The organism is Pseudoduganella buxea (assembly GCF_009720835.1).
GTDB lineage: Bacteria > Pseudomonadota > Gammaproteobacteria > Burkholderiales > Burkholderiaceae_D > Rugamonas > Rugamonas buxea.
Map to the genome: position 1 here is coordinate 1 of NZ_WNKZ01000324.1, position 255 is coordinate 255.

At 65.1% G+C, this 255-nt stretch carries 1 protein-coding gene; it reads right to left on the reverse strand.

What is annotated here, in order from left to right; translation table 11 throughout:
- A partial coding sequence (locus GM672_RS28120) for a flagellin N-terminal helical domain-containing protein (RefSeq protein WP_443094188.1) occupies window positions 1-255 on the reverse strand: 255 nt, incomplete at both ends.

Sequence of the window (255 nt, forward strand, 5' to 3'; positions counted from 1 at the left end):
GCTGCGTGACTTCGGTCTGCAGGGCTTGACGGTCGGAAGCGGAGTTCGATGCATTCGACGACTGGACGGCCAGTTCGCGAACACGTTGCAGGATGTCGCCGGACGAGGACAGGGCGCCTTCGGCCGTCTGCGCCATCGACACGCCGTCGTTGGCGTTACGGGTCGCTTGCGTCATGCCGCGGATCTGCGAGTTCATACGGTCGGAAATCGCCAGGCCAGCCGCGTCGTCCTTGGCGCTGTTGATGCGCAGACCCG